The organism is Nodosilinea sp. FACHB-141 (genome assembly GCF_014696135.1).
Classification (GTDB): domain Bacteria; phylum Cyanobacteriota; class Cyanobacteriia; order Phormidesmidales; family Phormidesmidaceae; genus Nodosilinea.
Genome location: NZ_JACJPP010000018.1, coordinates 1 through 23,255 on the forward strand (window position 1 = coordinate 1; position 23,255 = coordinate 23,255).

The following is a 23,255-nucleotide window of genomic DNA, read 5'->3' on the forward strand; positions in this document are numbered from 1 at the left end:
GTCACTCAGCGCTGTCAAGTTCTGCTGAACCGCCCTAGGTTCATCCAAGGACTAACCGGCTTTCACTGGTGGATAGAGGCGCTTAACTATGCCTAAATAAACGGACTTGATATAACCCACTACTAAAGCGCACCAGACTATCTTTGGGGAATAATTCAAAATTTCAGTATTTTCTAAATTCATCAGTATTTCCTCAATCTAAAAAGGCTTCTACTTTGTTTACTTAATCTATAGAGCTATCACATAATAATATTGAGACAAAGAAATAAAATTCGATCAATATCTTTTGGCAATACCCTCAAACATAGAACGCATGTCCTTAGAAAGAAATAATCCAGTTGCTAGACTGCATCAAATCTTAATAGTTATTGGAGAGCATACTGCGCAAGATGATAGACTAACGGTTCCTCTTGCTAAGAGTATGGGACTTTCTGGCAGCGATGACGGATTTGCCCAAGCAATTACAAGTTTCATTACCCTTGTAGGGGATGCCAGGAAAACAGTTAAAACCTCGGCAAGAGCAATTAGCCCCCATGAATCTCTGGTAATTATTGATGACCTAAACAAGTTTATTTTGTCTTCAAACATTTGGGATTTAAGAGTCAAATCCTTAAAGGGCTGGATTGACTCAAAGTACGTTCTTAGCCATTTGGCGATGCTTTCAGCTAGTGTTAGTCAAGAGCATACTAAAGCTGTTCTCAGCAAGGAGATGTTAGCTCAGTTAGTTGACAGGCTAACCAGAATAAAAGAAGAAATCATAAATTCTGATCTATCAGTGGACTTAAGACGCTTTCTGCTCAAAAAAATAAACGAACTTATATGGGATATAGAAAACTATTCTGTATCTGGCTTAGATGGCATAAAATCTACTTCTGACGCTTTTATTGGAGAGATTACTATTCGAGATAAAGGCGGCTTAGAAAAAGATTCAGATAAGCGAAATCCGCTTTTTATAAGTGTATTTTCAATATTTGCAACTCTATCGGTTATAGCACAAGTAAATGCAACATATCTTGAGCCGATTCTAAGCACAATCGTAAGCTCTATAGATATTACCGAAAGATATCTTCAACCGAAGACAGAAGATTTTGAACGAATTAGTACAGTGATTGAAGATGCATTATCTAGGAAAGAATCTTTTGAAGAGGCTATAGGAGAGGTAGTGGAGAAAATAAAGAAAGAGAAAAACCTTTACTTAGAAGGGAAGCAGCCTAAACTTTTGCCAGGTTCAAGTCAAGAAGAAGAGTAAACTGAGAACCTTATCGCTATTTGCCCGATCGCAAAAACTCTTGCACAGTAATCTCGCAATTGGGAAACGCTAGGTGTGCGATCGCATCTCCCTCATAGAGCTTTTGCTCCATCCCATACCCCTCTGCCTCTGGCTACCGAAATACGTACAGACAGCGCTCCTGCACATCTAAAATCCAGTATTCGGCAATGCCCGATCGCCCATACAACGGCACCTTTAGATCGCAATCGCACCGCAGCGTACTGTCGGCCACCTCAATCAGCAAAAAGATTTCCCTCGGCGTGGGGTGATGATCTTCGTAATCCAGCGGGTCTAATTGCACCACCGCTACATCCGGCTGAGGCTCAGAAAAGTCACTCAGCTGCACCGGGTCTTGAAACCGCAACAGCGCCCGCCCCGCCAACAGCCGCGACAACACCTGATCGATGCGTGTGACCGCTGCGCTGTGGGCCGTTCCCTTAGCTGCCATCGTATAGAGTTGCCCCTCAATCAATTCCACCCGTTCATCTGCCGCCAAAATCCCCGCTGCTACCATGCGGTGACAGTCTTGCACGCTCAGCGATCGCAGGTCTGTGGCAGCAGTCATAGGGGTAAGTATGGGTGACGCTTGCTCTCATTGTGGCACAGGGGTTTTGTCTCGCTTAATGCCACTCGATGAATGTGTGGGTGTCGCAAAAGCGTCAGGGGTCAGGTGCCTTTTAAGGTAATGACCAATCGATTAGGTTGCCCAAAAAGCACCTGACCTCTTGTGGGCTTAACTCAACTGTCGATAGCGCAGTAGGTAGCTAAACACCTCTCCCTGCTCTGGGGTAATCAAAATCCCGGAGGCGGGGATGGTAAATAGGCGGCTCCACTCTAGGCACTCGGCGTAGTTCAGCAGATGCAGGTGGTTAATGGCCCCCTGCACGCCCTCGGGCGAGCCGAGCACCAGATGGCGCAATCGCTCGCGCCCCGGCTGGGCAGATGGATTTGATAGCAGCAGCGGACTGGTCGCCTCCCGGTTCTGGGACGACGACACTAAATATGGCAAACACAACATAATCGGGTTCCTTGCCGATGAAACAACGGGGAAGAAACCCAAAAACTTGGCCGCCCCAGACATGTGCAGTTCAGGACGGCCAGGTAAAATCTCCTTAGCCTCCGAGACAGCGACTCCTGTCGACGGGGTTAGCCGCTGGTTGGTGTTGGTAGCACCTTCCAGTGGCGTTAGACCAAATTTTTGGGAAGCTCAGACTGCACTCACACAGCCTTAGCTGAGTAAATTACCCTATTCAGATCTCTAAATCAAGTCAAAATCGCTACAGAGCCCGAAACACTGGCTCAGTATTCGCTGCCCTCTCGTTCCGTGGGGGTGATCATTGAGTCAGCACGTTAAACACCTTCCCCTGCGCTGGTGCGATCGCCTATTGCAGCACCCCTCCGCTTTAGTGTCAGAGCTGCATCCTTGAGTGTGAGGCCGCAATGCTTTAGTGCAGCGGCGCAACATTCGATTGTCAGACTGCAATGCCTTAGTGCAGCGACGCAACATTCGATTGTTAGGCGGCAACATCTTAAGTTGCGGTGCGACAATGCTGCTGCGATCGCGCAATTGTTTAAGTAGTCAATACACAATGCTTCTGTCATAGAGCAACTTCGAATTGTCGCCCGCTGCACGCTTACCTGCTCAATGCACAATGCTTCTGTCATAGCAGCGAATCACTCATTCCCACACTGCATCGTGATTGTTGGGCCAAAACTCGCTTCGACCCACTGCAACATTCATCCAGGCTTTATCAAAACCGCTGGTGTTGGGTCACAATCTTTCAAATTTAGGCTGCGATCGGCTTTTTACACCGGGCAATCTTGGCAATAGACGAAACAACGCCTCGCCCCAACCGTGTCTTCCGTCGCCTGCCCTGACCTTCGTCGCTCCCCCAAACCTCCGTCACCATTCCTGAACTTTCCTCAGGCAGGCTCAGTAGATCACAAAGTCCCCGCAGCCCTCTCCCCCAGCCCCTCTCCCAGGAAGGAGAGGGGCTGGGGGAGAGGGCTGAATTACGGCAAGAAAGCATGTTTGTGATCTACTGAGGCTATTTGATCGTGCCCGTATATAAACCATTACCCAAGGTGTATCACCATGCCCGTCGTCAACATCACCCGTCGGCTACCCGCTAAAACCATTAGCAACGACATCGACTCTCTCAACGGCCTCGGCACCGTCGCCGGCTATCTCCCCGTCCGCACCGATGCGTCGCCTGAAGAGCTCAAAGCTAATTTCAACACCATGCTAGCCATGCAGCAAAAAGAAACCGAGCTGCAAGCCATGGCCAAAGCCGCCAGCGATGCCGCCCGCCAGGCCGAATGGGAATTTCACAACTCAATTCTGGGCATGAAAGAAGCCGTGCGGGCTCAATTTGGCCCCGACAGCAACGCCGCCCAAGCCATCGGCTACAAGAAAAAGTCAGAACGCAAGCGCCCCCGCCGCCGCAGCGCCTAATTCGCCAGCGTTCTGTGATTCGTTTCCCCCTGATGACTAGCCCGTGGGTTTTCCCCCACGGGCTTTTTTTGATGGGTAGTCTCTCAGCAGTCCTCTCTCACCCCCAGCCCCTCTCCCTCTCCCCCAGCCCCTCTCCCTAAGGGAGAGGGGAGCCAGACATACTCAAAGTCCCTCTCCCTGAGGGAGAGGGATTTAGGGAGAGGGGCTAGGGGAAAGGAGCTGAGAGAGGGGATTTAGAAAGAGGGACTTCAGAGTCAAGAAACAGAGACGCCGCGTATGCCATGCTTGGCTTATCCCAAACTCAGGTTGAGCCAACAGTTTTGGATCAATAACGGCAGCACTTATGACAGCAACAAGCGTAGGGGCATTGGATCACCATCTCAAGTCGGCAACCGGGTGGCAGTCTCCCCCCAAAGACGTACTAGAGGTGCTCCACGCTCCGCAACTCCCCTACGTGTGGACAGCACCAGGGGGAGCGCATTTGCTCCTTGCCGATCCGGTGCTCTACCCCCCCCTTAGCCGAACTGGCTGCGCCCATGCACAAGCTGGCCGGCATCCGGCTCAACCCCCTGCTCAACGATCACCATGGCCGCCACGGGGGAACCTGCCCTCGCTTAGTGCAAGTCGAGAATGGAGCCACAACTCAGCTCGACCTGCCCGAAGAGACCGAAATTTTTGCGGTGAAATGGACGGCAGATGGCCAACGCTTTGCGCTCACCGTCAGGCATAGCGATCGCCTCAGGCTGTGGGTCGGCTCGGTGGCAGGCGACGTAGCCGAAATTGAGGGGCTAGCGCTCAACCCACTACTGGGCAGCGCCGTAAGCTGGCTACCCGATCAGAATCGCCTGCTGGTTCGCCGCATCCCGTCACGGGGACCAGCGCCTGAGCCGCCAGCTACACCGCTGGGTCCAGAAATTATGGAAGGAGCCGGGGCCTCATCCCGATCGACCTACGAGGCCCGCAACCTGCTAGAGACAGCCCATGACGATGCCCTCTTCGAGTATTACGCCACTTCTGAGCTGGCGATCGTTGACCCGGCCACTGGCCAGGTAGATGTCATCGGTGCCCCGGCTCTTTACACCAAGGCAAAGTTCTCACCGTCCGGTGAATATCTGCTCGTCAAGCGTCTAATTGGTCCCTGGTCTCACGAGGTGGCCTGGTGGCGCTTCGCCAGCGAAATTGAAGTGTGGAATGACCACGGCAAGTTTGTCGCCACGATCGCGTCTCTGCCCGTAGCCGACGCAGTCCCGGCCCACGGCGTGCCCATTGGTCCCCGCTCAGTGGCCTGGCGTTCCACTGCGCCCCATACGCTCTTTTGGGTTGAAGCGCTGGATGGTGGCAACCCTGTGGCTGAAGTACCTCATCGCGATCGCCTCATGCGTCTAGAGGCTCCCTTCACAGCGGAGCCCGAAGTCGTTTTCAAGGCCGAGCACCGCATTCAGCCCCAGCGCTGTGGTTGGGGGGCGGACGGCAGCATGCTGATGCTCACCCAGCGCGAGCGCATCCGCCGCTGGCGCTACGTCTGGCTGCTGGATGTAGACAACGGCACATCGCGCCTGTGGTTCGATTTGGACGAGGGCGATCGCTACGGCAGTCCGGGCTTTCCGATGTTTCGCACCTTGCCCAACGGTCGTCAGGTGCTGCGCCAGCAGGGAGATGCGGTCTACTTCAGCGGCAGCGGTGCGACTGACGAGGGCGATCGACCGTTCCTCGACCTGCGCCATCTAGTTACTGGGAAGACTGAGCGCCTGTTCCGCTGCGCGCCCGATCGCTACGAGTACGTGGTGGCCTTCGCCGACGGCGAAAATCGCGTCGTGTTGCGCTCTGAGTCGGCTGTAGATGTGCCCAACTACCATCTGGCCACCTTTAGCCAGCCCATCGAGGCGGCTGAGGGCGAAGCCACCCGCGCCCTGACGCGCCAACCCATCACGCAGTTCGAAGACGCCACCCCCCAGCTGCGCGCGATCGAGAAACGCATTGTGCGCTACGAGCGCAACGACGGCGTTCCGCTCAGCTTTCACCTATATCTGCCCCCCGGATACCAGGAGGGCACACCGCTGCCCACGGTGCTCTATGCCTATCCCATGGAATACTCCGGGGCCGCTACCGCCGGACAGGTTAGCGGCTCAACCCAGCGCTTCATGCGCCTATACGGAGCCTCCCACCTTTACTTCCTACTCCAGGGGTACGCCGTACTCGACCAAACCGCCATGCCGATCCTCGGCGATCCGGAGACCGCCTACGACGCCTTCATCCCTCAACTGGTGGCTGATGCGGAAGCTGCCGTAGCGAAGGCCGTCGAAATCGGCGTGGCCGATCCTGAACGCATCGGCGTTATCGGCCACAGCCACGGCGGGCTGATGGTGGCCAACCTCTTGGCGCATACCGATCTGTTTCGAGCCGGCATCGCCCGCAGCGGCTCCTACAACAAAACGAACCAGCCCTTTGGCTTCCAGGCCGAGCGTCGCCCTCTCTTTGAAGCAAGGGATGTTTACGTTCAGCTCTCACCGACCTTCTTCGCTGACCAGATCAACGATCCGGTTCTCATCATTCACGGTGATGACGACTCCAACCCTGGCACGCCTCCGTTTCAGTCCCAGGTCTTCTATGAAGCCGTGCGCGGTGCGGGAGGCACGACCCGGCTGGTGCTGCTGCCCTTTGAGGATCACGGCTATCGGGCCAGGGAGAGTGTAGAGCACGTGCTCTGGGAGCAGTTCCGGTGGTTCGACCAGTATGTGATGGGGCGCTGAGACGGCTAAGAGGATGTTTGAAAAGTCCTATTTCTTGTAACGAAAGTGGAGATCCCCCCTGCCCCCCTCAAAAAGGGGGGCAGGGGGGGATCAGCCGGTGACTAGAGCTACGGCGATTCACTTTTCAAACGCCCTCTAAAGTCGACGCTCGCTACGGCGAGGAGGTATAGGTGTCCCAGCCCAAAACGATAAGAATTCAAACCTATCGAGCGCTTTTTGCTTTTCGATCTGCCTTTTTCTTTCTTTTGCAATAGATTTCGCCATTCTTAAACTAAGGTTAAATCGTGCCCTAGGCCACACTGTGCGATCGCCTAGTTTCATTTGATCAATAGAGTCACTCACTACACCCTGACCCAGGATCGATCACCTATGGATACTCCTTCCCCCGTAGACGTTGCTGTATCCACCGCTTTAGACAAAGAGCGCACCGCTACCGATATCGAGAGCATTAAGCGGGCGTTTCTCAACAATCTGTTTTATGTGCAAGGCAAGCCGGTGTCGCTGGCCACCCAGCACGATTACTACATGGCCCTGGCGTATTTGGTGCGCGATCGCATGCTGCACCGCTGGAATGGCACCGCCGAGAGCTACACCCAGCACCGCGCCCGCACAGTCTGTTACCTGTCGGCGGAGTTTTTGATGGGTCCGCCGACAGGTAACAACCTGATCAACGGGCCTCTACGAGCCGGCTAGGCAGGCCATGGAAGAGCTGGGCCTCGACTTTAACAAACTGCTGGCCCAGGAGGAGGAGCCAGGTTTGGGGAATGGCGGACTGGGACGGCTGGCGGCCTGCTACCTCGATTCTCTAGCGTCGCTGGAGGTGCCTTCTGTAGGCTACGGCATTCGCTATGAGTTCGGCATTTTTGAGCAAGACCTGCGCGACGGCTGGCGGGTCGAGCGCACCGACAAGTGGCTGCGCTACGGCAACCCCTGGGAGGTGGTGCGGCCTGAGTGGTCGGTGGAAGTCAAGTTGGGCGGCTACACCGAAACCTACACCGACGACAAAGAGCGTTACCGGGTGCGCTGGGTGCCCGATCGCGAGGTGCTGGGCGTGCCCTACGACACGCCGATTTTGGGTTACCAGGTCAACACTGCCAATACCCTGCGCCTGTGGAAAGCCGAGGCGATCGAATCCTTTGACTTTGCAGTGTTTAGCCAGGGCAATTACTACGGCGCGGTCGAGCAAAAAGTCGCCTCAGAAAACATCTCCAAGGTGCTCTACCCCAACGACGAAAAAACTGCCGGCAAGCAGCTGCGTCTAGAGCAGCAATTTTTCTTTGTCTCCTGTTCTCTGCAAGACATGTTTCGCATTTTGAAAGGGCAGGGTATGGCCGTGGAGCAGTTCCACGAAAAGTTTGCCATTCAGCTGAATGACACCCACCCGGCGATCGCCGCTCCCGAACTCATGCGCCTGCTGCTCGACGAGCACGGCCTCGACTGGAGCCTAGCCTGGGAAATTACCCAAAAGACCCTGGCCTACACCAACCACACCCTGCTGCCCGAAGCGCTAGAAAAGTGGCCCGTCAACCTGTTTGGCCAGCTGCTGCCCCGCCATTTGCAGATTATCTACGAGATCAATAACCGCTTCCTTGACCTGGTGCGGATGAAGTTTCCCAAGGATGCGGAGCGGTTGGCCCGCATGTCGCTGATTGACGAATCTGGGGAGCGCTACGTGCGCATGGCTAATCTGGCCTGCGTCAGCAGCCACACCATCAACGGTGTCGCCGCCCTTCACAGCGAGCTGCTCAAAGAAACTGTGCTGCGCGACTTCTACGAACTCTTCCCCGAAAAGTTTTGCAACAAGACCAACGGTGTCACTCCCCGCCGTTGGATGGTGCTCAGCAATCCACGGTTGAGTACCTTAATCACTAGCCGAATTGGCGATCGCTGGATCAAGCACCTGGATGAACTCAAGGCGATCGAACCCCTGGCCGACGATGCCGGTTTCCGAGCCGAGTGGCGGGCGATCAAGCAGGCCGTCAAGCGCGATCTGGCCAGCCGCATCCACAGTCAGCACGGCATTTTAGTTGACCCCGCCTCACTGTTTGATGTGCAGGTGAAACGCATCCACGAGTACAAGCGTCAGCACCTCAACGTGCTGCACATCGTTACCCTCTACAGCCAGCTAAAGCAGAACCCTAATCTGGAGATCACGCCGCGTACGTTTCTATTTAGCGGTAAGGCGGCCCCTGGCTATCACATGGCCAAGCTGATGATTAAGCTGATCACCGCCGTGGGCGACATGGTCAACCGCGACCCCGACCTGCGCAACCAGATCAAGGTGATCTTCTTACCTAACTACAACGTCACCAACAGCCAGCGCATTTACCCGGCCTCAGACCTTTCTGAGCAGATTTCCACCGCAGGCTTTGAGGCCTCGGGCACCGGCAACATGAAGTTTGCCATGAATGGAGCGCTCACCATCGGCACTCTCGACGGGGCCAACGTGGAAATTCGCGACGCCGTCGGCGCTGAGAACTTCTTTCTCTTTGGCCTCACCGCTCCCGAAGTGGTGGCACTCAAAACCGAAGGCTACGATCCCTACAGCTACTACCACCGCCACCCCATGCTCAAGGATGCGATCGACCTGATTGCCTCCGGCCACTTCTCCCACGGCGATGGCGATCTGTTTAAGCCCCTGCTCGACAAGCTGCTATACCACGATCCGTTCATGCTGCTGGCTGACTACCAGGCCTACATTGACTGCCAAGAGACGGTGGGTCGTGCCTACAGCGATGCCGACAGCTGGACACGCATGGCGATTCTCAACTCGGTGCGGATGGGAGGCTTTTCGAGCGATCGTTCCATCGCCGAATATTGCAGCGACATCTGGAAAGTCAACCCCTTCCCCGTCGGCCTGGTGGACTACGGCGAAATCGGTGGGGAATCTGACGGCAAGCTCACCTGCAAGCTGAGCTAACGTTGCCAAAATCGCTAAACTGACTGTCGTTTAAGGGGAGTAGTGGTTTAAGAATAATGACCAGCCGCAATCAACCCTTTACGCTCTTGCATGCGATCGGGGTGATTAAATTGGAGAATAAAAACCGTGACTCTGCCTGCTGCTGTTTGCGGAACAATCGTGGCTCCATCCAACTTAAAGTGCTCTCGCCAGTTCTGAGTTCTGGGGTTGAAAAAAGGAGTGAGTTGATTTGTCTCTGGATCAATAGAGCCGAGATCGGTGCCTTTAGCCCGGTTGCAGTAGGGACAGGCTAAGGCAAGATTCTCTAAAGAAGTTCTGCCACCGTGCTTTTCAGCGATGATGTGCTCCATCTCGAAGGCAAGTAGGGTGACGCTTTGGGGAAAGCGGCAGTATTCACAGCGATCGCCCGCCCGATCAGTTACCTGTTTTCTCAGGGCCGCAGATACGTACGTCCCCATGGCTACTGTAGCTGTGCCAGGGCGTGGGTCTTAGCAAGGCGCACCAGGTGCTCTAGGGTCAAATAGCGCTCTAATTCGACTTCACCCTTAGCAGAAAGTGTCCCAGCTTTGCTCTCGGCCAACAGCTCGCTGACCCGCTCTTGAAACTTTAGGGAGGGGCGCAGGGCTAAAATTTGGTCTGGGGTCGGTTGACTAGCCAGCAGGGCAATAATGTCTTGCTCGTCAAGAAAATTAGAGGAACGCTGCTGAGACTGAAACTCTTGTAAGCCAAGCTCTAGCACCTCTGGTAGTTGAGATTGAAACTGCTCAAGCCGATGGGCTAGATCATCAGGGATTTCAATGGTGATTTGCGCCATGGCAGGTTAGAGGTATGAGCACTACAGCACGATGGATAGTGGTATGAGACGAATAGCTATCGTTGGCACTACCGGCTCGGGTAAGACAACTCTAGCGCGGCGGGTGGCCCAGCGCTGCCTGATTCCCCATATTGAGCTAGATGCCTTGCAGTGGGAGCCAAATTGGACACCTGCGGAGCCTCAAGTCTTTCGCGATCGGGTGAGGTTGGCGTTGAGCGGCGATCGCTGGGTCGTAGACGGCAACTACAGCGCTGTGCGCGACATTGTTTGGCAAAGAGCCGACACGGTCGTATTGCTGGATTACCCGTTCGGGCTGGTGTTGCGGCGACTTTTGCGGCGCACTTGGCGGCGATCGCTCTACCAAGAAGAACTCTGGAACGGCAATCGAGAGACGTTTCGACAGTCGTTTTTCAGCCGCGACTCAATTCTGGTCTGGCTATTGCGCACCTACTGGAAGAAGCGTAAGCAGTATCCCGTCCTGTTTCAGCAATCGGAATATGCTCATCTATCTACCGTGCATCTGCGATCGCCCAAAGCAGCCGAGCAATGGCTATTCTCCTGTGAGCAACATTTGCTGTGAGCCAGACAATCCGTTGGTCTGGCCCACAGCAAATTTAGAGCCTACTCCCACTCGATGGTGCCAGGCGGCTTCGAGGTGATGTCGTAAACGACCCGGTTAACCCCTTCCACCTCGTTGACAATGCGGTTTGAGATTGTCTCTAGCAGGTCGTAGGGCACCCGCGACCAGTCGGCGGTCATGCCGTCTTCACTGCTGACTAGGCGCAGCACAATCGGGTAGGCGTAGGTGCGCTGGTCACCCATCACGCCCACGCTGCGCACCGGCAGCAGCACCGCAAAGGCCTGCCAAAAGTCGTGGTACAGGCCCTGCTTGGCGATCTCGTCGCGCACCACAAAGTCGGCATTGCGGAGAATCTCCAGCCGCTCTTTGGTGATTTCGCCGATGATGCGAATCGCCAAGCCAGGACCGGGGAAGGGTTGACGACGCACGATCTCCTCGGGCAGACCAATAGAGCGGCCCACCTTGCGCACTTCATCTTTGAACAGCTTGCGCAGGGGTTCCACCAGCTTGAATTGCAGGTCCTTGGGCAGACCGCCGACGTTGTGGTGGCTCTTGATTTTCACTGCCACCCGCTCCCCGGTTTTGGGGTCCACATTGGTATCGGCGGACTCAATCACGTCTGGGTATAGCGTACCCTGAGCGAGGTAGTCGAAGGGACCGAGGCGCTTCGACTCTTCTTCAAACACGCGGATGAACTCGTGGCCGATGCGCTTGCGTTTGACTTCGGGGTCAGTGACGCCTTCGACCTGAGCAAGGAAGCGATCGCGCGCTTTAACGTGAATCACCGGAATGTGAAACTGCTCGGCAAACAGCTTCACCAAACGCTCGGGCTCATCTTTGCGCATGAAGCCCTGGTCGATAAACATGCAGGTGAGCTGGTCGCCGATCGCCTGGTGCAGCAAAAAGGCCAGGGTCGACGAGTCTACCCCACCCGAGAGGGCCAGCAGCACGCGCTTGTCTCCTACCCGCGCCCGCACTTCGCGAATGGCGTCTTCCACAAAAGCTTCGGTGGTCCAGGTGGGCTGACACTCGCAAATGTGGTACACAAAGTTGCGAATCAGGGCAATGCCCCCTTTCGAGTGCACCACCTCGGGGTGAAACTGCACCCCGTAGAGCTTGCGAGCGTGGTCAGCGACAGCGGCGCAGGGGGTGTTGTGGGTGTGGGCCAGCACCTCAAAGCCATCGGGGAGGCGAGTCACCGAGTCGCCGTGGCTCATCCACATAGTGGTGGCGTCTTCAACGTTGGTGAGCAGGTCGGTGGGGTCATCGATGAAGAGATCGGCCTTGCCATACTCGCCCCGCTCGGCGCGCTCGACCTGACCGCCGAGCTGCTGCACCATCAGCTGCATGCCGTAGCACACCCCTAGCACCGGAATGCCCATATCCCAAATGGCGGGGTCGCAGTGGGGGGCGCCGTTGTCGTATACCGAGTTGGGCCCACCGGAGAAAATAATACCCTTGGGGTTGAGCTGCTTAAGCTGCTCGGCAGTGGTGCGGTAGGAGAGCACCTCCGAGTACACCTCGGTTTCGCGAATGCGACGAGCGATCAACTCAGAGTATTGAGAGCCAAAGTCTAGAATCACCAGCATTTGGCGGTTGAGATCTGGGAGCGAGGCTTCCCCAATGTCAGCAGTGGATTCGGTTTGAAGGGTCACGATTGGTTAATCCTGCAGGTGATAGTGAATTCGAGTGCGGTGCGATCAGGGTTAGGCGTCTACTGGCCTAAAAAGTTGAGGGTACCTAAGGATGCCATAGGATACGCATTCTACAAATGCTGGGGTGAGACGGATTACCAAGCCAAGGTTGGCTTGGCTCTGAGACAACTAAACTCAATAACCCTGAATGCTTTTGGGGTAAGAAACGTCTAAAAATGGCAGCCGCGCCTTGCCCGAGCACGGCAAAAGGAATAGATAAGTAAAAGACTGCTATAGGATTTTTGTAAAAAAATATTCCTTCTAGTCTATCAAAACTTGATTGAACAGAGTCTGGCTGCGATCGCTTCTAGCCACGATCTGCCGCTGGCGATCAAACACCATTGACCCCACCGTTAGAGAGCTGCCTGTGTGGGCATGGACGTAGGTAGCAGCCCGCTCGTCAATGCGCTCTACCATGTGCTGATAGACACGCTGGACCAGCTCGCCATCCTGCCCTCTCAAAATTTCTAGTCCGGCCTCCACCGTTTTGGCGTTGAGAATCTCTTGAATTGTGGGCAGCGGCACATCCTGCCCAGCGCAGCAGGCGGCGAAGATCTCTTGACGACCGTCGGCAACGTGGTGGTGGGTGTGAAAGATCCCCCCGGCCAGCTTGATTAGCTTGCCGTGATACCCCAGCAGCAGCACCCCAGCCACCCCCAGCTGCCCTGCCTCCACCAGCATTGGCCCTAGCCAGTTGGCGGTTTTCACCCGGCAATCAGGGTTGATCCCCAGCTTCACCGCCAGATCCAGCCCGTTTTCGCCCAGGCAAAACACCAGGTAAGCGTGCTGAGCAGCCTTGTCCCGCAGGATTTCTCTCGATTGATCGAGCTGCCCTGGTGCGCTGAGAGGTTCAGAGATACCGGCGGTACCGAGCAGCGAAAGCCCTTCTACTACCCCAAAGGCAGCATTGGAAGTGCGTTCTGCCAGGGCGCGACCCTCGGGCAAGATAACCGTGACGCGGAGGGTCTTTCCTGGCGGCAGTAGGGGGGTTAAGTGGTGGGTAATTAACGCTTGGGCGTAGCGATAGATGGCTGGTGCCCCATCTCGATCGCGCTGTCTGCCGATGCCCTCGCCCCCCTCTAGCTGAATGGGGTCAGTCTGATCGTCATCCCCCCAGGCCACCACAGACCAGAGTGGGGTATGGCGGGTGAGATCTAAATTGTCGCCGGGATCGCTGTGGGTAATAGCTAATACTGAGCCATCGGGGAGGGGGGCGAGCTGAGCAATGGGGATGTCAGCGGGACGGGGCGGATTGAGCAGATCGAGGGTGATGAGCTGGGGTCGATCGCGACTATCCACCAGTTGCCGTAGGGCAGCCACTGCCCCAGCGCAGGCAAATACTGGCAGCGTATAGCCAGAGCGGGGAGAGGACAAAGCAGAATTCATGGCGCACCGTCGGTCGTCGAGGTGGGCCAGAGGGGGAGGGCCTGAACCTGCTCTAGGGTAAGGTCGAGGTAGGTGGTGCCTTTGCTGACGCTACCCTCTACGGGGTCTTGGCCAAAGTAGCCGCGATCGCCGTCGTGGGCGTGGGGGCCGCTAGCGATCGCCTCATACTTGCCGGCCCGTAGCGCTCGGTTATAGGGCGAGCCCACCGTCCAACCCCAGCGCGAGGGAAACAAAATCAGCCCCAGGTTATCAATGCGATCGCCCTGACCGTGGAAGTGGTAGACCTGCTCAATTGAGTCAAAGCCCTCCTCACCGTCAAAGACACCACCAAAGGAGAGCACCGTGACCTCAACCGACAGCCACTCTTTGAGATAAGGAGCTGCCCCAAGGGCGACCTGGGCTCCACCGCTAGTGCCCGCCAGCACCAGCTGAATGGGTTCCTCGCTCTCCAGAGAAACGGCCTCTGTTGCTGCCATACGCTCTAGAATGGTGGCCGCCGCCCCCCGGTTATAGGCCTGTCCGTAGCGGTTATCGGCGGAGAGAGCTAGCCGCCACAGGTTGCGAATTTTAATCACCAGGCGGGCCAGGCTGTCTTCCTGGCCGGGGCGCTCGCTGAGCTGCCACAGCCAGCGAAAGAGAGGCTGACTACCGACATTGTCACTCACTGCCGAGTAGGGAAACACCCCTCGCACCACAACGCAGCCAGGCACCGCTGCCGCCATCTGGTTCAAAAAGGCCTCTTCCCCTGGGTCGAGGTCAACATCGGCGACATTGCCCACCCCAGCCAAAAATACTAAATAGCACTGTGCTCCTCCCTCGGTCGTCGTGGTTCCATCAGGCAGGCTGGGGCGCTGCTCGGCCAGGCCGTTGCCATCCCGCAGCCACCAGGACAGGGTGCTAATCGGAGAGATTGTTCCCCAGGCCAAGAAGAATATTCCCAGGGCAGCCAACAGCTTACTGGTGTCGCCCAGCGATCGCGATATCAGAGTTTGCAGCAGAGATTTCATTGGTAGCGGCCCCAGGGGTAGACTGGGCCAGGCGATAACGGACACATTCTATGGGCCAGCGGCAGACAAGCAGGGGGCTACGGCGGGTGCTAGCCGATGCCCTAACGCTAAACCAAGACTTTTATGAGCACAGCCACCGCTACCTAAAAGCGGCACGGTTTGCCCAGGGCATTGTTGGGCTCGCCGCCCTCTCCCACGGGTTGGGCAGCGGCCTCATTTTACTGCTTTACCGCCCTTCTCTGCCGCAGCTGGTGGCTGGGGTGTTGATCAACAGCCTGACTGTGTTGGCTGGGTACTATTTTTGGACCTACGCGCTTTGGAAGATCAACACCTATCTAGCACCAACCACGCCTCCCTACCGAGAATTGTCGATCGCGGTAGGGTTTGCCTACACCCCACAGGTGCTGAATCTACTGACAGTGATTCCGCTGTTGGGGCGACCGATCACGCTGGCCCTAGCGGGATGGACACTGCTGGGGGCGATCGCCGCTGTCCGCGCCGGGCTCAACATTGGCCTGGTCAAAGCGGCCCTGCTAGCGGGTACGGGCTTTACCCTGGTGCAGGTGGGCATTGGCCTGGTGCAGGCGGGCGTGCAAAACTGGGTGGCCTGATCCGGGAAACGGTGAACAGGTGCAAGGTGTCGGGTCCAAGGAATGACCTAAACCTTGTACCCAACACCTTAGACCTTCAACCCTGATTTACCCCTCTCCCGTGATTGACAGCGCATCAACCCAGATGCGCGGGCACAGACCGCCGGGGGTAATTTCGGCCTCGGGCTCGATGTGAACGATCGCCTTGAGCAGCTCGCGGAAGTCCCCCGCTACGGTGGCCGACTCAATGCTGGTGCGATCGCCCCCATTCACCAACCACCCATCAAAGGGCAGCGAGAATGATCCCTGCAGCGCATTGACCCCGGCGTGGAGCGCCTGCAAGTCGTCGATGAAAATCACGTTCTCGGCAGTTGCCAGGCTGAACTCAGTCGAGGCTTCGACCCCTGGCAACACCTGGTAATAGCTGGGGCCAACGGAAACCTTCGCGCCAATGCTGGCGTGGCCCGTAGGGCTAGCCCCCATGCGCTTGGCCGTGCCCGCGCTGTGCAAAAACTGAGTCAGCACACCCTGCTCAATAATCGGCACCCGCCGAGTGGGGGTGCCCTCGCCGTCAAAGGTTTCGGCGCTGACATTCTCGGGGTGCAGGGCATCGTCGTACACCGACAGCAGCGGCGACGCCACCACCGTCCCCAGCGAATTTACCGTGGACAGGCTGCGGTTATCCAGCACGCTCTGAGCGTTATACAGGTTTGAGAACGCCCCCAGCAGACTCAAAAATGCTTCCCCAGAAAACACCACCCGGTACTTACCCGAGGTCACTTTGTTGTAGTCGAGGTGGCTGATGGTTTTTTCCGTGGCTTCCTTCAGGCAGCCCTCAATATCGAGCAGAGGCAGGCCCCGGTTTACCCGCATGGCCCCGGCAGAGCGAGGTTTGCGGCCCTCCTGTTCGGTTTTGCTATAGAGATACAGCGAGGCGTAGGAGCGGGCCTCCTGGCGCAGCGCCCCAGCGCTGTTGAGGTAAAAGCGATCGATGCTGCGCTGAGATAGGCCATTATAGGGCACGCTGGCGATCGCCGGGTGGGCCGCTAACAACTGCTTCTCGGCATCGACCAGGGTCGAAATTAAGTCTCCCACCGGGGCTGGCGGCACCGTTTCCACCTGCACATCGGCAGTGGGAGCAACGGCTTCAGGGCTAAAGTCGGGAATGTGGTCATCGACTCCAAAGGCGCTTGCTTCCTGGGCCGTTTGCAGCGCCAAATCCATGCCCAGCGGGTCGACGTCGCTGGTGGAGGTCACCCCCACCTTGCCGTCCGGGTTCCACACCCGCACAATCACGCTGGAGCGGTTCGAGGCCTTGACCTGCTTGGGGTCGCCCTTATCAACCTGCACGCTGGTTTCGTCTACAGAAGACCCGTACACGTCGTATTTAACAATGCCGAGCTTCTTCGCGCTCGACTCGGCGTAGGCGGCGATGTCTTGGATGGTGGGCATGGGGGTAGGGGGTGGATGGGTGAGGGGTAGGGGGTGGATGGGTTGGGGAGGTAGAGAGGATGAGGGGGTGGGGGAGAGCTGCGATCGCCGCAGGTTTTCCAGCTGAGATAGTCTTTTGAAAAAGACTGAGGGTTCAGTTCGCTTAGAGGAGCAGAGGGTTTACTTCCTCATCTCCTTATTCCCTCACCATCCTCATCATCTTCTAGCGTCCGCCGACGGTGATCGAGTCAACCTTGAGGTGCGGCTGACCTACGGTGACGTAGATGCTGCCGCTGATGGAGCCGCAGAAGCCTGCCGCCAGATCTAGGTCATTGGAGCACATAGAGATCTTGTCCATGATCTCGGTGGCTTCGCCGATCAGAGTCGCGCCCTTGAGAGGTTTGGTGACTTTGCCGTTCTCAATTAAGTAAGCCTCAGAGACAGAAAAGTTAAACTGGCCGGTAGGGCCAACGCTGCCGCCGCCCATCTGCTTGCAGTAAATGCCTTTCTCGACTGAAGCGAACAGCTCATCCAGCGAGTAATCGCCAGGGGCGATGTATGTATTGCGCATCCGGCTGGCGGCAGCATAGGTAAAGCCCTGACGACGACCGCTGCCGGTGCGGGGATGGCCGGTGCGCATGGAGCCAGCGCGATCGCTCAAAAAGTTCTTCAGAATGCCGTTCTCAATCAGCAGGGTGCGCTGGGCGGGCATGCCCTCATCATCCATGTCAATGGTGCCAAAGGCGTCAGTCGTCAGCCCTTCATCCCAAGCGGTAAGACTTTCGTGGGCGATCTTTTGGCCTTTTTTGTCGATGAAGGGGGTAGTGCCCCGCTCAATTTGGGTGGTCTCCAGCAGGTGTCCACAGGCTTCGTGGAAGATCACGCCGCCAAACTTGTTGGCCATAATCACTGGATAGCTGCCTGACTCGACGTAGTCGGCATAGAGCATCTTGCCAGCAGATTCAGCCACATCGGCGGCGGCGGTGGTGTAATCCCACTGGCGCAAAAAGGCCGGGTCGCTGGTATCGCCCGCCCGCTGGCCGATGGAGGAGCGATGCTCGCCGTCGGCGCACAGTAGGTTATAGCCCACCGACTGGGTGAGGCGAATGTCGCGGGCAAAGGTACCGTCGCTGGCGGCCACCAGCACCTCCTGCCAGTCGCGGAAGTAGACGGCGCGGCGTGACTGCACATGATTGGCCTTTTGGCCCAAGGCACCGTTGGCGGCCAGCAGCACGTCGCCCATTTCCTGCATTGAGCTGCACTGGCTCAGCCAGTCGTCTTTGCCTTTGGCGGTAGCGTAGTCGCGCAGCAACTCTAAGTTAATTTCGGCCAGGTTGGTGTGGGGGCCAGGTAGGGTGAGCCCCATAATGGCGAGGGCTTTGTCGAGGGCAGCCTTGAGGCCATTGAAGGTGAGGTCGTTGGTGCTGACATAACAGTCGGCTTGGCCACGAAACACGCGCACCCCGGCACCGGTCACCAAGCGGGGCGATAGGCTAGTGATAGCGTCGTCTTCGGCCTGGCAGCTAATGTAGTTGTTGCGCTCTAGGAAAAACTCAACAAAGTCGGCCCCAGCGGCGCGACCTAGCCCAAGCAGGGTCGATAGGGTAGCCTCCCAGGCGCTGTCGAAGCGATCGCGAGGGGCGGCATAATCCCGCTGAAGTAGGTCATTAGTCTTAAGCAGCGGGGTTGGGAAGGGTGCAACCGTCATGCCAGTGAATCCTTGGTGGGGTGAGGGATCGTCCCGTTGGAACCTTCATAGTCTAACAAACCTGCCGAATTGAGGCCGAGCAGGACTGCCTGCAGACGGGCAGTGCGCAGCAATGCTGGCTCGACAGTCTAGATCAACTGTTAACCTCTGTTGCCGAAAAATTAAATATTGTTGAAAGCTGTAACCATAAAATGGCTGTGCTAAGATAGCTCAAAGATTAAGAAAAACAAAAGTTTTTTGTTTTTCGCGGCTCTGTTACACCTTGCCTCCAGCTTTTGTAGGCTAGAGTTTTGGGCAGACCTCAAAATCCTCACTCACAAAGCCAATCCCTTACGTGCTCTGTTGACCACGGGCGGAATGCCTCTCTAGCAGCTTCTAGTGTCGACTAGCCTGCACCCTTAGGCCCCAACAAGGAGATAGTCCTGTGGTTTTGCAAACAACAGCTCCCGTGTCAAACCCTGTGCAGTCTCAAGTACCCCTGGTGCTAGTTGTCGATGACGACGACGATAGCCTGACGCTAATGGCCTACATACTAGAGCAGCTCTCTTGCCAGGCCTGCTTTGTGGCCGATGGTTTTGCCGCTCTGGCAGCGGCTCAGCAACATCATCCCACCCTGATATTGTCCGATATCCATCTGCCTGAGGTAGATGGCTACAGCTTACTGCGTCAGCTGCGAGCCGACGACAACACCCAAAACATTCCGGTGGTCGCCGTGACTGCTCTAGCGGGTAGCGACAACCGACACAAGATCTTAGCGGCTGGGTTCGACGACTACATCAGCAAACCCTTTTTGGTGAAATCTGTCGAACAGCTCGTCGGTCGCTTTATCGGTTTAGGACAGCCCGTTGGCTGAGCAGGGCTAAGGCTAAGACGCCTTAGCAGCGGGACGAATCTCTGGCGGGCCAGACAAAATGATGACGATGCCGGTGCGCCCTGTCTCCAGGGTTGCGTCGGTCATGATGTCGACCACTTTGCGATCGAGGGCCTGCTCAGTAATTTCAATAATCTGAGGGCGAAGAGCCATCGATAGGTCAGCCCGCACCTGTTCGGCGAGGGCTGTATCTCCGGTTTCGACCAGAAGCTGTTCAGGCTTAGTGACCGAATCTTCGAACACTAGCAGCAGCTTGTCATCAATCAGCTGGCAGGTGATTTTGCCGATGGCATGATTGAGCTGTTCGCGGTAGAGCCGCTGGAATTGCTGAGTTAAGTGACGCTGAATCTGACCGGCCGTTGGCAGCAAAGTGGAAGGAGTGGTGTCCATAGAACGCTTTAAAGTTGACAGTCGACTATAGGCCCTGCTTCAAGGGTATAGCCAACTGTGAAACTATTGAAGCAGGGCTCAGTTTGCTTGGCACCGGACATACCCAGAGCGCTACCTAGGTTACAAGCCCTGATCGCAAGGCGCGCACGGCAGCCTTAGTGCGATCGTCTACTCCTAACTTGTTGAGAATGCTGCGCACGTGGGTCTTAACCGTGCCAACGGTGATGTAGGAGCGCTCAGCAATCTCAGCATTGCTGCACCCACCCACAATCAGCTCTAGAATTTCTAGCTCACGCTCAGTCAGCGGGTAGGATTCTAGAATTTGCTCAAATTCAGGCTCGATCGCCTCAATGGAGACAGTGCGGTTGCCGATGGCCATGGCCCCTGCGGGGGTTTTGCGCACCTGGCGCAGCACCACACTGGCCACAGCAGGGTCAATCCAGGAATTTCCCTCGTGGGTTTCACGCACCGCCACAATTAGGTCGTCAAGCTCGGTCTGCTTCATACAGTAGGAATCGGCGCCGGCAGCAAAGGCAGCCATAACTGCGGCTTCGCTATCGTGCATGGTGAGCATCAGCACACGGGTGGGGTTGCCCTCAAGGCCGCTCTGGTTCTGGCGCAGTCGCTCTACTAGCTCAATGCCATCGATGTCGGGCAGGCCAATATCGACGATGGCGATATCAGGGCGCTCGGTCTCAAGCAGGCTCAACCCGCGAGCACCGTTGGCGGCTTCACCCACAACCGTCATGTCAGGCACCCGCTGCAGGGCTGCCTTGAGGCCTAGTCGAGTAAGGTCGTGGTCTTCAATGAGTACAATGCGAATGTCTGTCATTAGATGGCCTCCTAAACGAGGCATTAGAAACGGTTGTGGGCGGCTCGTCATCGCCCAGGGTGCCATGATTATGGACTAACTATAGGGCATCAGCACATACCCTTGGGCAGACCTAGGTTACGCAAGGTCTATATCCCCAGACAGACTTTGCTCTACCAAAGGGTTATGGGTCAAAATCTCCTGCGAAATCAATACTTCTCACGATAGGGATAGAGCCATGGTTGAGTACTGGCAGTCTTTGCTATCGGGGCCCTACATTCCCCACGGGCACTGCTATCTGTGGCAGCCTGGCCTGGTGTGGCTGCACCTGCTGTCAGACGCGCTGATTGCGCTGTCGTACTGGATGATTGCGGGAGCCCTGGTTTATTTTGTAAAGCGGCGGCCCGATGTTCCCTTTAGGCCATTGTTTTGGCTGTTTGCGACCTTTATTGCGGCCTGCGGTGCTACCCACCTGCTCGCGGTGTGGACGCTGTGGTTTCCCACCTATTGGGTGTCGGGGACGATGAAGGCGCTGACGGCACTGGTGTCGCTGGCCACGGCGATGGAGTTGGTGCCTCGGCTGCCGTCGGCCCTGGCCCTGCCCAACGCCACGCAGCTCATGGATATGAACCGGGCGCTGCAGGATGAAATTGGCGATCGCAAGCAGGCCGAAGCCAGCCTGCGCACCGCTGAGCAAGAGGTGCGCCAGCTCAACCAGACCCTAGAAGACCGGGTGCAGCGTCGTACAGCCCAGCTCGAAGAGGCGAAGCAGCAGATCGAAACGTTGCTAGAGCAAGAGCGCCAGGCCCGCATTACCCTGCAAAGCACTACTACCAACCTGCAGGAGACGGCGGAGCGCCTCAATCTGGCCCTCAGCGCCGCCCAGATGGGCTCCTGGGATTGGCAGCTCGACACCAACATTCAAGTCTGGTCGCCGCAGACTGAGCGCATTATGGGCTTTGAGCCCGGCACGGTCTCCCACACCGCCGAGGTTTGGGCTGAACGGGTGCACCCGGAGGATTTGCCGAGAATCCAGGCGTTGGTGGAGGATGCGATCGCTACCCAAACCGAGTTTGTGGGGCAGTACCGCATGCACTGGCCCGATGATACCTGGCACTGGGTCAGCGTCTATGGTCGCGTGGTGTCGGTTAAAGATGGGCGCGCCCAGCGCCTGGTAGGCGTAGTGCAAGATATCACCGTCGCTAAGCAGGCCGAGCTAGATTTGCAGGCCAGTGAACGGCGGTTTCGGGCTGTTTTTGAGCAGGCGGCCGTGGGCATGGCCCGCCTTGACTGGCAAGGGCATTGGATTCAGGTGAACCAAAAGTTCTGCGATATTTTGGGCTATCGGCCCGAGGAGTTAATCAATCGCTCCTTTCAATCGATCACCTATGAAGCCGATCGCCAGCAAGATGAGTATTACTACCAGCAGCTGCTCACCGAGCACACTCCCTGCCAGTTTGAGAAACGCTACCTCCGCAAGGATGGCACTCCCCTTTGGACATTGGTTACAGCATCGGTCGAAAGCGATGAGGCCGACCGCCCCTTAGCCTTCATTGCCATCGTCGAAGATATTGAAGACCGCAAGGCAGCCCAAGAAGAGCTCCTGCACCGGGCTGACGAGATGGCCAACACTAACCTGATGCTGGCCCACACCACCGCCATGCTAGAACAGCGCAACGCCGAGCTTGACCAGTTTGCCTACGTGGCTTCCCACGATCTGAAGGCGCCGCTGCGGGCGATCTCTAACTTGGCTGACTGGATCGGCGAAGATTTAGAAGGGCAAATCCCGGCCGAAAACCGCCGTCAGCTCGACCTGTTGCGCAGTCGCGTCCAGCGGATGGAAGCTCTGATCAACGGCCTGCTGGAATACTCGCGGGTGGGCCGTCGCCAGCGCAGCATGGTAGCCGTAGACCTGAACCTGCTGCTAGACAACGTGATCGATTCTCTCGATCCGCCGGAGCAGTTTCGAGTGGAGGTGCCAACCGATTTACCCACCCTCTATAGCCACAAAACGGCCCTAGGGCAGGTGTTTGCCAACTTAATCAACAACGCCATCAAGCATCACCACTGCGCTGGCGAAGCTTGCCCAGAGGGCGATCGCGGCACCGTGCGCATTACCTGGCAAGATCAGGGCCAATGGCTCGAGTTTGCGATCGCTGACGACGGCCCCGGCATTGCTCCTCAATATCACGACAAAATTTTCACCATTTTTCAAACCCTCAAGGCCCGCGACGACTTCGAAAGCACTGGCGTCGGCCTAGCGGTGGTCAAAAAGATCGTCGAAGCCGAAAATGGACGCGTGTGGCTCACTTCTGCCGTGGGCGAAGGCACGACATTCTACTTCACCTGGCCCTTCATCAAAACTCCGCCCGCCCAAGTTAATGAAGACCCGGCAGGCCCTAACTCATAGCCCTGTAGCGATTGAGCTGCGCTAGTGACAGCGAAAGGAAGCCATTCAGCGATCGCCTATGTGCAGCAAAATGAAACCGTAAGCAGCGATCGAGCTTCACCCTGCCTTGATTCCCGCGTTCTTCTAGGCGGCCTGTCTTGCCGCCGACAATTAAAACGAGTTTCTGCG

At 56.6% G+C, this 23,255-nt stretch carries 18 protein-coding genes and 1 pseudogene; 8 read left to right on the plus strand and 11 right to left on the minus strand.

Going from position 1 to position 23,255, the window contains the following annotated elements; all coding sequences use genetic code 11:
- The first annotated feature begins 313 nt into the window (after positions 1-313).
- Positions 314-1,249 carry a hypothetical protein gene (locus H6F59_RS18370; RefSeq protein ID WP_190703455.1) on the plus strand — a complete coding sequence of 312 codons (936 nt, stop codon included), beginning with the start codon at positions 314-316 and terminating at the stop codon, positions 1,247-1,249.
- A 133-nt stretch (positions 1,250-1,382) separates the two neighbouring features.
- Here the strand turns inward: H6F59_RS18370 and H6F59_RS18375 are convergent, their stop codons facing one another.
- Both H6F59_RS18375 and H6F59_RS18380 read right to left on the minus strand, forming a co-directional pair.
- Positions 1,383-1,835, minus strand: a complete 453-nt coding sequence (locus H6F59_RS18375) for a Uma2 family endonuclease (protein ID WP_242021557.1) — start codon at positions 1,833-1,835, stop codon at positions 1,383-1,385.
- A gap of 168 nt (positions 1,836-2,003) precedes the next feature.
- Positions 2,004-2,288 carry a hypothetical protein gene (locus H6F59_RS18380; RefSeq protein ID WP_190703459.1) on the minus strand — a complete coding sequence of 95 codons (285 nt, stop codon included), beginning with the start codon at positions 2,286-2,288 and terminating at the stop codon, positions 2,004-2,006.
- Positions 2,289-3,365: 1,077 nt separating this feature from the next.
- Between H6F59_RS18380 and H6F59_RS18385 the strand changes: the two genes are divergently transcribed.
- The 3 genes and pseudogenes from H6F59_RS18385 (at position 3,366) to H6F59_RS18395 (ending at position 9,395) form a co-directional block, all read left to right on the plus strand.
- Positions 3,366-3,725: a hypothetical protein gene (locus H6F59_RS18385; RefSeq protein ID WP_190703462.1), complete on the plus strand. Its 360-nt coding sequence runs from the start codon at positions 3,366-3,368 to the stop codon at positions 3,723-3,725.
- A 536-nt stretch (positions 3,726-4,261) separates the two neighbouring features.
- Positions 4,262-6,475, plus strand: a complete 2,214-nt coding sequence (locus H6F59_RS18390) for a S9 family peptidase (protein ID WP_190703467.1) — start codon at positions 4,262-4,264, stop codon at positions 6,473-6,475.
- Positions 6,476-6,844: 369 nt separating this feature from the next.
- Positions 6,845-9,395 (plus strand): annotated as a pseudogene (locus tag H6F59_RS18395) (glycogen/starch/alpha-glucan phosphorylase).
- 47 nt (positions 9,396-9,442) lie between these two features.
- On the opposite strand, the gene H6F59_RS18400 reads toward H6F59_RS18395, so the two are convergent.
- Positions 9,443-9,853 (minus strand): HNH endonuclease, encoded by a 411-nt coding sequence (locus tag H6F59_RS18400; protein WP_190703470.1) that lies wholly within the window; start codon positions 9,851-9,853, stop codon positions 9,443-9,445.
- Positions 9,854-9,855: 2 nt separating this feature from the next.
- A complete protein-coding gene (locus H6F59_RS18405; RefSeq protein ID WP_190703473.1) occupies positions 9,856-10,209 on the minus strand; it encodes a hypothetical protein in 354 nt (117 codons plus the stop codon).
- Positions 10,210-10,252: 43 nt separating this feature from the next.
- Between H6F59_RS18405 and H6F59_RS18410 the strand changes: the two genes are divergently transcribed.
- Complete coding sequence (locus H6F59_RS18410; RefSeq protein ID WP_190703476.1) at positions 10,253-10,789, plus strand: AAA family ATPase; 537 nt, start codon at positions 10,253-10,255, stop codon at positions 10,787-10,789.
- A 41-nt stretch (positions 10,790-10,830) separates the two neighbouring features.
- Here the strand turns inward: H6F59_RS18410 and guaA are convergent, their stop codons facing one another.
- From guaA to H6F59_RS18425, 3 genes are all read right to left on the minus strand, one after another.
- Positions 10,831-12,378 carry a glutamine-hydrolyzing GMP synthase gene (guaA, locus tag H6F59_RS18415; protein ID WP_190704275.1) on the minus strand — a complete coding sequence of 516 codons (1,548 nt, stop codon included), beginning with the start codon at positions 12,376-12,378 and terminating at the stop codon, positions 10,831-10,833.
- A 366-nt stretch (positions 12,379-12,744) separates the two neighbouring features.
- On the minus strand, positions 12,745-13,869 hold the full coding sequence (gene cbiD, locus H6F59_RS18420) for a cobalt-precorrin-5B (C(1))-methyltransferase CbiD (RefSeq protein ID WP_190703479.1): 1,125 nt from the start codon (positions 13,867-13,869) through the stop codon (positions 12,745-12,747).
- The gene (locus tag H6F59_RS18425) at positions 13,866-14,876 is read right to left on the minus strand and encodes a hypothetical protein (RefSeq protein WP_206755220.1); all 1,011 of its coding nucleotides are present in this window, start codon (positions 14,874-14,876) and stop codon (positions 13,866-13,868) included. The genes cbiD and H6F59_RS18425 overlap by 4 nt, the downstream gene beginning before the upstream one ends.
- A gap of 50 nt (positions 14,877-14,926) precedes the next feature.
- Between H6F59_RS18425 and H6F59_RS18430 the strand changes: the two genes are divergently transcribed.
- Positions 14,927-15,487 carry a hypothetical protein gene (locus H6F59_RS18430; RefSeq protein ID WP_190703486.1) on the plus strand — a complete coding sequence of 187 codons (561 nt, stop codon included), beginning with the start codon at positions 14,927-14,929 and terminating at the stop codon, positions 15,485-15,487.
- Positions 15,488-15,574: 87 nt separating this feature from the next.
- On the opposite strand, the gene H6F59_RS18435 is transcribed toward H6F59_RS18430, so the two are convergent.
- Positions 15,575-16,918, minus strand: a complete 1,344-nt coding sequence (locus H6F59_RS18435) for a TldD/PmbA family protein (RefSeq protein ID WP_190703489.1) — start codon at positions 16,916-16,918, stop codon at positions 15,575-15,577.
- A 202-nt stretch (positions 16,919-17,120) separates the two neighbouring features.
- Entirely contained in the window at positions 17,121-18,605 is a 1,485-nt protein-coding gene (locus H6F59_RS18440; protein WP_190703494.1) for a TldD/PmbA family protein, read from the minus strand.
- 424 nt (positions 18,606-19,029) lie between these two features.
- On the opposite strand from H6F59_RS18440, the gene H6F59_RS18445 reads away from it, so the two are divergent.
- Positions 19,030-19,458 carry a response regulator gene (locus H6F59_RS18445; RefSeq protein ID WP_313887248.1) on the plus strand — a complete coding sequence of 143 codons (429 nt, stop codon included), beginning with the start codon at positions 19,030-19,032 and terminating at the stop codon, positions 19,456-19,458.
- A 12-nt stretch (positions 19,459-19,470) separates the two neighbouring features.
- Here the strand turns inward: H6F59_RS18445 and H6F59_RS18450 are convergent, their stop codons facing one another.
- Entirely contained in the window at positions 19,471-19,866 is a 396-nt protein-coding gene (locus H6F59_RS18450; RefSeq protein WP_190703498.1) for a DUF2294 domain-containing protein, read from the minus strand.
- A gap of 115 nt (positions 19,867-19,981) precedes the next feature.
- Positions 19,982-20,698: a response regulator transcription factor gene (locus tag H6F59_RS18455; RefSeq protein ID WP_190521282.1), complete on the minus strand. Its 717-nt coding sequence runs from the start codon at positions 20,696-20,698 to the stop codon at positions 19,982-19,984.
- A gap of 217 nt (positions 20,699-20,915) precedes the next feature.
- Here H6F59_RS18455 and H6F59_RS18460 point away from each other — a divergent pair, with 217 nt between their 5' ends.
- Entirely contained in the window at positions 20,916-23,087 is a 2,172-nt protein-coding gene (locus tag H6F59_RS18460) for a PAS domain-containing sensor histidine kinase (protein ID WP_190703501.1), read from the plus strand.
- Positions 23,088-23,255: the final 168 nt, after the last annotated feature.